This is a genomic window from Dietzia sp. DQ11-71 (assembly GCF_014144995.1).
Taxonomy (GTDB): Bacteria; Actinomycetota; Actinomycetes; order Mycobacteriales; family Mycobacteriaceae; genus Dietzia; species Dietzia kunjamensis.
Map to the genome: position 1 here is coordinate 1 of NZ_JAALDT010000020.1, position 10254 is coordinate 10254.

General features: G+C 70.5%; 11 protein-coding genes. 6 read left to right on the forward strand and 5 right to left on the reverse strand.

The window, feature by feature from the left end; translation table 11 throughout:
- The coding region (locus tag G6023_RS00765) for an IclR family transcriptional regulator (RefSeq protein ID WP_182633832.1) at positions 1–531 on the reverse strand (531 nt) is incomplete at its 3' end.
- A 68-nt stretch (positions 532–599) separates the two neighbouring features.
- On the opposite strand from G6023_RS00765, the gene leuC reads away from it, so the two are divergent.
- The 3 genes from leuC to G6023_RS00780 all read left to right on the forward strand — a co-directional run bounded on the left by leuC (position 600) and on the right by G6023_RS00780 (position 3184).
- Positions 600–2066, forward strand: coding sequence for a 3-isopropylmalate dehydratase large subunit (leuC, locus tag G6023_RS00770; protein ID WP_067717515.1), 1467 nt, complete (start codon positions 600–602; stop codon positions 2064–2066).
- Positions 2067–2072: 6 nt separating this feature from the next.
- Positions 2073–2669, forward strand: coding sequence for a 3-isopropylmalate dehydratase small subunit (gene leuD, locus G6023_RS00775; RefSeq protein WP_067717524.1), 597 nt, complete (start codon positions 2073–2075; stop codon positions 2667–2669).
- A 134-nt stretch (positions 2670–2803) separates the two neighbouring features.
- Positions 2804–3184 carry an HU family DNA-binding protein gene (locus G6023_RS00780; RefSeq protein WP_067717527.1) on the forward strand — a complete coding sequence of 127 codons (381 nt, stop codon included), beginning with the start codon at positions 2804–2806 and terminating at the stop codon, positions 3182–3184.
- A 22-nt stretch (positions 3185–3206) separates the two neighbouring features.
- Here the strand turns inward: G6023_RS00780 and G6023_RS00785 are convergent, their stop codons facing one another.
- Genes G6023_RS00785 through cofC form a run of 3 tightly spaced genes read right to left on the reverse strand, consistent with a single transcriptional unit; the run spans position 3207 to position 6921 of the window.
- Entirely contained in the window at positions 3207–4112 is a 906-nt protein-coding gene (locus G6023_RS00785) for an NUDIX hydrolase (protein ID WP_067717529.1), read from the reverse strand.
- Positions 4109–6205: an RNA degradosome polyphosphate kinase gene (locus G6023_RS00790; protein WP_132061045.1), complete on the reverse strand. Its 2097-nt coding sequence runs from the start codon at positions 6203–6205 to the stop codon at positions 4109–4111. Before G6023_RS00790 ends, G6023_RS00785 begins: the two co-directional genes overlap by 4 nt.
- Positions 6202–6921, reverse strand: coding sequence for a 2-phospho-L-lactate guanylyltransferase (cofC, locus tag G6023_RS00795; protein ID WP_119192426.1), 720 nt, complete (start codon positions 6919–6921; stop codon positions 6202–6204). The genes G6023_RS00790 and cofC overlap by 4 nt, the downstream gene beginning before the upstream one ends.
- 111 nt (positions 6922–7032) lie before the next feature.
- On the opposite strand from cofC, the gene G6023_RS00800 reads away from it, so the two are divergent.
- Both G6023_RS00800 and G6023_RS00805 read left to right on the forward strand, forming a co-directional pair.
- Positions 7033–8031 (forward strand): NAD(P)H-dependent glycerol-3-phosphate dehydrogenase, encoded by a 999-nt coding sequence (locus tag G6023_RS00800; RefSeq protein ID WP_132061469.1) that lies wholly within the window; start codon positions 7033–7035, stop codon positions 8029–8031.
- Positions 8032–8041: 10 nt separating this feature from the next.
- Positions 8042–9148: a D-alanine--D-alanine ligase gene (locus G6023_RS00805; protein ID WP_132061048.1), complete on the forward strand. Its 1107-nt coding sequence runs from the start codon at positions 8042–8044 to the stop codon at positions 9146–9148.
- Positions 9149–9178: 30 nt separating this feature from the next.
- Here the strand turns inward: G6023_RS00805 and G6023_RS00810 are convergent, their stop codons facing one another.
- Positions 9179–9799, reverse strand: coding sequence for a DUF3515 family protein (locus tag G6023_RS00810; protein WP_132061051.1), 621 nt, complete (start codon positions 9797–9799; stop codon positions 9179–9181).
- 124 nt (positions 9800–9923) lie between these two features.
- Here G6023_RS00810 and G6023_RS00815 point away from each other — a divergent pair.
- The coding region (locus G6023_RS00815) for an AIR synthase related protein (RefSeq protein WP_347570690.1) at positions 9924–10254 on the forward strand (331 nt) is incomplete at its 3' end.

The following is a 10254-nucleotide window of genomic DNA, read 5'->3' on the forward strand; positions in this document are numbered from 1 at the left end:
GGCGACCGACTGCGCCCAGCCGCGCCGCCGGACGTCGGCGAGCTGGCGCTCGGTGTACGTGGCGTCGGCGAGCAGGGTGCGCTGGGTGGCGGGGTCGGCCCACGCCGCCAACACCTTCGCGCCCGAGCCCCGTGTCATGGGCAGGATCGCCCCGACGGGCACCGTGTCCCGCAGTCCCGTCGGTGGTTCCGCGGAGGCCACACAGATCCGGCGGTCACCGTCGCGCCGGTACACCTGCACGCTCTCCTCGGTCACCTCGCGCAGGCGGGGCAGCACGGAGGACGCGGCCTCGGCCAGGGAGTCCGACACGTGCGCGGCGAGCTTGGCCAGACCGGGCCCCAGGCTCCACACCCCGGCGTCGTCACGGGAGAGGAGTTGGTGGATCTCGAGCCCCACCGCGAGCCGGTGGGCGGTCGCGCGAGGCAGGCCCGTCCGCTCGCAGAGGTCGGCCAGGACGCACGGTTGCTCGGCCACGGCGTGGAGCACCGTCATCGCTTTGTCGAGGACCCCGATCCCGCTATACTGTCTCACAGTTCGACTATATCGTCCTACATGGTGAGAATCCATCGGATCCCATCAGGACGTGGAGTGGAGGCGTGATGAACGAGACCGTGTCCGGCGGCACGCGACCGCGGACCCTGGCCGAGAAGGTCTGGGACGACCACGTGGTGGTCGAGGGCGAGGGCGAGGGCGGATCCCGGGGGCCCGACCTGCTGTTCATCGATCTCCACCTCGTCCACGAGGTCACCAGCCCTCAGGCCTTCGACGGTCTCCGCCTGGCCGGACGCCGGCTCCGCCGCCCGGACCTGACCCTGGCGACCGAGGACCACAACGTCCCGACCGACATCGTCGGCGGCGCGGTCAACCTCATCGCCGACCAGACCTCGCGGATCCAGATCGAGACGCTGCGTTCCAACTGCGAGGAGTTCGGTGTCCGGCTGTACCCGATGGGCGACCTCGAGCAGGGGATCGTCCACGTCGTGGGTCCGCAACTCGGCCTGACCCAGCCGGGCATGACCGTGGTATGCGGTGACTCGCACACCTCGACGCACGGGGCGTTCGGTTCCATCGCGATGGGCATCGGCACCTCCGAGGTCGAGCACGTCATGGCCACCCAGACGCTGGCCCTGCGCCCGTTCAAGACCATGGCCGTCACCGTCACCGGCGAGCTGCAGCCCGGCGTCACCGCCAAGGACCTCATCTTGGCCGTCATCGCCCAGATCGGCACCGGCGGCGGGCAGGGCTACATCATCGAGTACCGCGGCGAGGCCATCGAGAAGCTGTCGATGGAGGCGCGGATGACCATCTGCAACATGAGCATCGAGGCCGGTGCCAGGGCCGGCATGGTCGCCCCGGACCAGATCACCTACGACTACCTGCGCGGTCGCCCGCACGCGCCCGCGGGTGACGAGTGGGACGAGGCCGTGCGGTACTGGGACGGGCTCCGGACCGACGAGGACGCGGTGTTCGACACCGAGGTCGTCATCGACGGTGCCGCCCTCACCCCCTTCGTCACGTGGGGCACCAACCCCGGCCAGGGCGTGCCCCTGGGTGCGGCCGTCCCCGACCCCGAGTCGTTCACGGACGAGAGCGCGCGCATCGCCGCCGAGAGCGCACTGGAGTACATGGACCTCGAGGCCGGCACCCCCATGCGGGACGTGCCGGTGGACGTCGTGTTCGTCGGCTCGTGCACCAACGGCCGCATCGAGGACCTGCGCGCCGTCGCCGAGGTCGTCGACGGTCACACGGTGGCCGACGGGGTCCGGATGCTCATCGTGCCGGGCTCGATGCGCGTGCGCGAACAGGCCGAGGCGGAGGGCCTGGACAAGGTCTTCACCGCCTTCGGCGCCGAATGGCGCCAACCCGGCTGCTCCATGTGCCTGGGCATGAACCCGGACTCGTTGCTGCCGGGCCAGCGGTGCGCGTCCACATCGAACCGCAATTTCGAGGGCCGCCAGGGCAAGGGGGCCCGCACCCATCTGGTCAGTCCGTCGGTCGCCGCGGCCACCGCGGTGCTCGGACACTTCGCCTCACCCGTCGACCTCGAGCCCGCGAAGGGGGCCTGACACCTCATGGAGCCGATCACCACCCACACCGGCATCGGCGCCCCGCTGCGCCGCTCCAACGTGGACACCGACCAGATCATCCCGGCCGAGTACCTCAAGCGCGTCACGCGCACCGGCTTCGAGGACGGACTCTTCTCCTCCTGGCGGGCGAAGGAGCCCGACTTCGTCCTCAACCGGGCGCCCTACGACCGCGCCTCCGTCCTGGTCGCCGGACCGGACTTCGGAACCGGGTCCTCGCGCGAGCACGCAGTGTGGGCCCTGATGGATTTCGGGTTCCGTGTGGTCATCTCCTCGCGGTTCGCCGACATCTTCCGCGGTAACTCGGGGAAGTCCGGTCTCGTGGCCGCCCAGGTCGAGCAGGAGAACGTCGAACTCCTGTGGAAGGTCATGGACGAGCGACCGGGTATCGAGCTGACCGTCGACCTGGGGTCGCGCACCGTCACGGCCGGTGACGTCACGGTACCGTTCGACATCGACGACAACACCCGGTGGCGTCTCATGGAGGGGCTCGACGACATCGGCCTCACGCTGCGCGAAGCCCACCGGATCGAGGAGTTCGAGAGTCGGCGGCCCGCGTTCAAGCCGGTCACGACCCCGCGCTGATCGTGGGATAAGAAGTCGTTTCGGAGCAACCTCCGAAACACCCCCGTGTGGCGAAACCATGTGAGTATGCTTATGTCTAGTTCGGCGCGGACAGGTACCGCGCCCGCATACCTCACCCGAAGGGGGATCCCCACGTGAACAAAGCCGACCTGATCGCCGAACTGGCGGACCGGATGGGCGGAGATCACCAACTCGCCACCGAGGCACTGGAGAACACTCTCGACATCATCGTCCGGACCGTCGCGTCCGGGGAATCCATCACCATCATGGGTTTCGGCATCTTCGAGAAGAAATCCCGTGCGGCCCGGGTCGCCCGTAACCCCCATACCGGCGAGTCGATCCCGGTACCGCCGACCCACTCACCGGTGTTCCGGCCGGGCCAGTACTTCAAGTCCGTCATCCAGGGCACCGAGTCGCTCCCCGAGGACCGGCTCGCCGCGAAGCGCTCCAGCTCCCACCAGTCGTTCGGGGGCCTGCGCAAGAATGGTGTGAACCACCGCGAGAAGGTCAGCTGACCGACCGGCCCGCTACCGCAGCTCAGAACAGCGGTAGCGGGCTGGGGTAGTAGTCGGCGTAGGTCGGCCGCGTGCCGTCGAACCCCAGGGCCCACACGCCGGCCTTCTTGGTGGCGGCCTCGCCGACGTCGATGTCGGTCGAGCCCGCCAGGTCCCGGATCATCCCGGGGATGGCGGTTCCCTGCGAGGACACCACGGCGACGCCGTCGCCCGGGGCGATCGCGGCCAGCCGGGCCACGGCGGCTGCCGGGTCGTCGAGGTACGCCTCGTCGCTCAGCGCCGGTTCGATCGCGATCCCCACCCCGAGCTCGTCCGCCAGTGGCGCGAGTGTCTGTTCGCACCGGACCCTGGGCGCGCTGTACAACCGGGTCACGCCGAACGCCCGGAGCATCGGCACGAGCATCTCGGCCTGCGCCCGTCCGGACTTGTCGAGGGGGCGCAGGTCGTCGTTCCCGCTCCACTGGCTCCTGCTGCCGGCCTTGGCGTGCCGGACGACGAGCAGGGTCTTTCCCTCGGGCGGGGCCGCGCAGAAGCGGGTGAGGATCTTACGGTCCAACGGGTAGGAGACCAGATCCTTGGCCTGCTCCACCGGGAGCCACCGGATCTCGTCGACCTCCGAGTTCGGCTCGAAGGTCCCCTCGCGGGCCATCGCCGACCAGTACGTGACCTCCTTGCGGGTGTTCTCCTTGAGGGGGTAGCCGGTGGTGCCGATGCGGGACTGCAGGACGGCGGTGAATCCCGTCTCCTCGGCGATCTCCCGGACAGCGGTGACCGGCAACGATTCGCCCGCGTCGACCTTGCCCTTGGGCAGGGACCAGTCGTCGTAGCGCGGGCGGTGGACCACCGCACACAGGCGCGAGTCGCCGTCCGTGCGGTACAGGACCGCACCCGCCGCCGGCACCACCCGGACCGTGGCCTTCTTGCTCATCGGTCCCGGAATCCCGCGTGCAGTGAGGCCGACCGCTCCTGATGGTCGACCGACTCGGCCCAGTCCTCCGGGGCGGGCATACGGGCCCAGCTGGCGTCGTGCCGGAGATGGAAGCTGCGCGTGGCCGGATCGAGGGCCGAGTCGAAGATGCGGTGGATCTGGGCCTTGAGCCGGGGATCGGTGACGGTGACCATCACCTCTACGCGGCGGTCCAGATTGCGGTGCATCATGTCCGCACTGCCGATGAGGGCCTCGTCGGCGCCCCGGAAGTGCAGGATCCGGGAGTGCTCGAGGAAGCGCCCGAGAATCGAGCGGACGTGGATGTTCTCGCTCAGGCCGGGGACGCCCGCCCGGAGGGAACAGATGCCACGGACCACGATGTCGACCGGAACCCCGGCCTGGGATGCGCGGTACAGGGCATCGATTACCTGCTCGTCGACCAGGGCGTTCGCCTTGAGCCGGATACCGGCCTCGCGTCCCTCGGCGGCCAGCTCGATCTCGCGGTCGATCCGCTCGATGATCCCCGTCCGGATGCCCTCCGGCGCCACGAGGAGGCGGCGGTACTTGCTCACGTTGGAGAACCCGGTCAGGTGGTTGAACAGATCCGTCAGGTCCGACACGACGTCCTCGTCGGCGGTGAACAGGCCGACGTCCTCGTACAGGCGCGCCGTCTTGGGGTTGTAGTTGCCGGTACCGATGTGTGCGTAGCGCTGGAGCCGGTCGCCCTCCTTGCGCACCACGAGGCAGGTCTTGCAGTGGGTCTTCAGGCCCAGGAGGCCGTACACGACGTGGACCCCGGCCTGCTCGAGTTCGCGGGCCCACCGGATGTTGTTCTGCTCGTCGAAACGGGCCTTGATCTCCACCAGCGCGACGACCTGTTTGCCGGCCGCGGCGGCATCGACCAGCGCGTTGACGATGGGAGAGTCGCCGGAGGTCCGGTACAGGGTCTGTTTGATCGCCAGGACGTCGTCGTCGGCAGCGGCCTGCTCGATGAACCGCTGGACCGTGGTGGCGAACGACTCGTAGGGGTGCTCGACGAGGACGTCGCCCTCCTGGAGGGAGGCGAAGATGTTGCGGGCCGTCTCCCTCTCACCGAACGCCGGGGGAGTGGCCGGCACCATGGGCGGGTCCTTGAGATCCGGCAGGTCCAGGCCGTGGATCTGCCAGAGCCCCGTGAGGTCCAGCAGGCCCGAGAACCGGATGACGTCGGCCGAGTCCACGTCGAGCTCACGCTGCAGGATGCGGAGCATCCGCGGGGTGGTGTCCTCCGCTATCTCCAGCCGCACGGCCGATCCGAAGCGCCGGCGGGCGAGTTCGCGCTCGAGTGCCTGCAGCAGGTCCTCGTCGCGGTCCTCCTCGACCTCCATGTCCGCGTTGCGGGTCACCCGGAACACGTGGTGCTCGACGACCTCCATGCCCTGGAACAGATCCTGGAGGTGCGCGGCGATGATGTCCTCGGCGGGGACGAACGCGTACTCGTCCGGACCGCCGCGGTCGACCCGGACGAAGCGCGGGACGTTGTGCGGGATCTTCACCCGGGCGAAGTGCTCCTGGCCCGAGTCCAGGTCGCGGATGATCACCGCGAGGTTCAGGCTCAGCCCGGAGATGTACGGGAACGGGTGGGCGGGATCCACAGCGAGGGGCGTGAGGACGGGGAAGATCGAGTTACGGAACAGCTCCGCGAGGGTGAAACGTTCCTCGGCCGTGAGGTCGGCCCAGGGCAGGATTCGGATCCCGTGCTCCTCCAGCGCCGGCCGGATCTCGTCCTCGAACAGGCGGGTCTGTTCGTCGCACAGTTCCCGCGTCCGTCGGCTGATGCGGCCCAGCTGTTCGGCGGGGGTCTGGCCGTCCGCGGAGCGTACGGACAATCCCGTCTTGTCGCGGCGCTGGAGACCGGCCACGCGGACCATGTAGAACTCGTCGAGGTTCGAGGCGAAGATCGCGAGGAACTTGGCTCTCTCCAGCAGCGGGAGGTCCTTCTCCCCGGCGAGTGCGAGGACCCGGGCGTTGAAGTCGAGCCAGCTCAGTTCGCGGTTGAGGTAGCGGTCGCGGGGCCGGGGCAATCCCTGGAGGGCGGTCGGTTCGGCGGTCACGGGACCATTGTGGCCGATACCCCGGTCGCGTGGGCGAGGAGGCGGACGGAGGGGTCACGGAGGGCCCCGGCGGTGGCGGGACCGACGGACCGCCCCGGCAACCTCGCGAGATCCTCCGGGACGTCGACATCCCGGGCGGCGGCGGCCAGATCGCCCACCGCCGCGATCTGTACCGCGCCGCCCTCGTCGCGGTACCGGGCGGCCGAATCGACACCGAACCGGCAGACACGGGGACCGGGCGCGCCGGTCCAGAACGCCATCGTGGTCCCGGCTCCGCGGTGGTCCGTGACCGTGGCGTGCGGGTGCCGGCCGGCGATGTCCAGGATCCGCGCGAGGTGCTCGGGTCGCAGTTCCGGGAGATCCGCCGCGACCACTCCGACCGGACCCGGGACGTCGGCGAGTGCGTTGTCCAGGGCGAAATTGAGGGGGTCACCGTGGCGGGGGTCCGTACGGGCGGGTTCGTCGACGAACTCCGCCCCCGCCCCCGAGGCCAGTTCCTCCACACGGGGGTCGGCGGAGACGACGCGAACGCGGGCGACTCCCGGGGTCTCCCGGCAGGCGGCCAGGACGTCCACGGCCATCGCCACCACGAGAGCCCGCCTGCCGTCCGCGGTGAGTGCGGGCACCAACCGGCTCTTGGCGCGCTCGAGCGCCTTGACGGGGACGACGATCGTCCACCCGTCAGCCGTCGACCCGCCGTGCCCCGCTGTGCTCATCGCCCGCCATCCTGCCAGCCGGGCCTCACGAGCGTCCTCCGCCGGGTAGCGTTTGACCACGATCCGCCTGAGGGTGGCGGTCGGGAGCAGGTCGACGGTCGGGAGGCGATGATGGCGCGGATCGCGGTGATGGGTGCGGGGTCCTGGGGGACCGCGGTCGGCAAGGTTCTCGCCGACGCCGGATCCGAGGTCGTGATGTGGGCCCGTCGGGACGAGGTGGCAGCCGGGATCAACGACGCGCACTGCAACTCCAAATACCTCCCCGGCATCGTGCTGCCGGCGACGGTCACCGCGTCGACCGACCCGGCGCGGGTCCTGGCCGGCGCCGAGGAGGTCGTGCTGGGGGTCCCGTCCCAGAGTCTGCGGGGCAACCTCGAGCACTGGGTCGACCACCTCGAGCCGGAGGCCGGGGTGATCTCGCTGGCCAAGGGCATCGAGACAGGGACCCTGATGCGCATCAGCGAGGTCGTCGCGGAGGTCACCGGGCTCGACGATCGCCGGATCGCCGCGCTGTCCGGCCCCAACCTCGCGAGGGAGATCGCGGAGGGGCAGCCCGCGGCGACCGTGATCGCCTGCACGGACGACGAGCGCGCGGCCCGGCTCCAGGACGCCTTCTCCACGCCCTACTTCCGCCCGTACACCAACACCGACGTCGTGGGCTGCGAGATCGGTGGCGCCACCAAGAACGTCATCGCCCTCGTGTGCGGCATCGCCACCGGGATGGGGCTGGGCGACAACACCATGGCCACCCTCGTCACCCGAGGGCTGGCCGAGACCACCAGGCTCGGCGTGGCGCTGGGCGCCAACCAGATGACCTTCGCGGGGCTGGCGGGCCTCGGGGACCTCGTGGCGACCTGCACCTCGCCCCTGTCCCGCAACCGGACCTTCGGCGAGCGTCTGGGCAGGGGAGAGACCCTGGAACAGGCCCAGCAGGCCACCAACGGTCAGGTCGCCGAGGGGGTCAAGTCGTGCACGTCGATCCGCGAGCTGTCCCGTAGGGTCGGGGTGGAGATGCCGCTGACGGAGGCGATCCACGAGATCTGTCACGAGGGGGGCGACGCCGTCGAGGTGGCGGTGCGCCTCATGAGGCGGAGCACCAAGCCCGAGTAGCCTCGGCCCGGTGAATCGCATCACCGTTGCCGTCCTCTACGGCGGTCGCAGCTCGGAGCACTCCGTGAGCTGCGTCTCCGCCGGCGCCGTCATGTCGCACCTCGACCCCACGATCTATGAGGTCATCCCCGTCGGGATCACCGAATCCGGGACGTGGACGCTCGGCCCGGAGGACGTGTCCGACCTGCGGATCGTCGATCGCAGCATGCCGGTCGTCGACCCGCACCGCCCCGGGGTCGCACTGGGGCTGTCCACCGACGACCGCGGGGTGCTGCGGTTCTCGGGCGGTGACCGGGCCGGGGAGGAACTCGCTCGGGTGGACGTCGTCTTCCCCGTCATGCACGGCACCCACGCGGAGGACGGGACCGTCCAGGGTTTGCTCGAACTCTCGGGCATCCCCTATGTCGGCCCGGGCGTGTTCGCCAGTGCCGCCGGCATGGACAAGGAGTTCACCAAGGTCGTCCTCGGCGCAGCGGGCCTGCCGATCGGTCAGCAGGTCGTGCTCCGGCCGGGCACCGCGACGCTCCCGGCGTCGGACCTCGACCGCCTGGGGCTTCCCTTGTTCGTCAAGCCGGCCCGCGGCGGCTCGTCCATCGGCATCACCAAGGTGTCGCGGGCGGAGGAACTCGATGCGGCGATCACCGAGGCGCGACGCTTCGACCCGAAGGTGATCGTCGAGGCCGCGATCGTCGGACGCGAGGTCGAGTGCGGGGTCCTCGAGTACCCCGATGGCCGGGTGGAGGCGAGTCTGCCCGCCGAACTGCACATCCCCGGCGAGCCCACCGGCGGGGAGGGCGGGACCGAGGGGGACGCCTTCTACGATTTCGACACCAAGTACCTCGACGACGTGACCACCTTCGACCTGCCCGCCGAACTGTCGGACGAGGAGACCGGGCGACTGCGCGCACTGGCGGTGGAGGCGTTCCACGCGTTGGACGCCCGGGGGCTGAGTCGGGTGGACTTCTTCGTCACCGCCGACGGGCCGGTGATCAACGAGGTCAACACCATTCCCGGGTTCACCCCGATCTCCATGTACCCGCAGATGTGGGCGGCGACGGGCGTGGACTACCCGACCCTGCTCGACACCCTGGTGCGGACCGCGCTCGCCCGCGGCTGAGACGGCCGCACCCCGGCCCCGTCGGCCGGGTCAGCCGATCGGTGCGGGGTCCGGCTCGACAGCCTCGAGGCTCGCGGTGAGCGCGTCGGAGAGGTCCTGGATCGGGCCGGTTCCACTGCCGTCGGGCAGTGTCACCGCGACGAACTGCGGACGGTCGACGGCGACCCAGGTCGACGCGGTGACCGCCGGGTCCGGATCGGGCTCGTTGAACCACTGGACGCCGTTGACCTCCTGCAGGCCCACCCCCACCGTGAAGGTCGGCGGAGCCGGCAGTCCACAGCGGACGATCACCGGTTCGGCATCGGGCATCCGGTATGCCGCCGTCCCCTCCGGCGCCGGTTCGGCCAGAGCGACGCGGCCGGCCTCCCCGAGGGACTCCGGGAGCGACTCGATCAGTGCGGCGCACTCCTCGGACCCGGCTCCGGGCGAGGGGATGGGCACCGCGGCCACCGGCTCGCTCGCGGCCGCCTCCGTGGCCTCCTCACCCACCGAGCGGAACAGCACCAACACGACGGCGAGCATGACCAGCGGGACGACCACCGCGAGGACCACCACGATGGTCGACACGGGGACCGCCCGCGCACCCGGGGTACCGGTGTCCCGCGGGCCGGCGTCATACCGCCCGGCCGGGTCCGAATCCGTCGAAGCCACGTCGTGTCGTCCTTCCTCCCACGATCGGCCGCCGACTCGGGCGGCCGCTAACCTGACGGCAACGCTACAGACCCCCGCCGGTGTGCCCGGCGACGAGACACCACGGGAAGCAGAGGTGGCCGCCGTGTCCGACCGCGCCCTCACCGTCGCCGAGGCGGGCGAGGCCGCGGTGCTCGCCGTCCTGAGCGGCGCGGCCGGGCACACCGGGGACGACCCGGTCGGCAACGGCGACGACGCCGCGGTCCTGGGACCCGCCGCCGCCACCGTGGTCACCACCGACATGCTCGTCGAGGGCACCCACTTCCGTCTCGACCTCACCGGCTGGGGCGACGTGGGCAGGCGCGCGGTGGCGCAGAACGTCTCCGACGTCCTGGCGATGGGGGCCGAGTGCACACGCGTGCTGGTCGCCCTCGCAGTACCGGCCGCGACGACGATGGGACAGATCGCGGACCTTG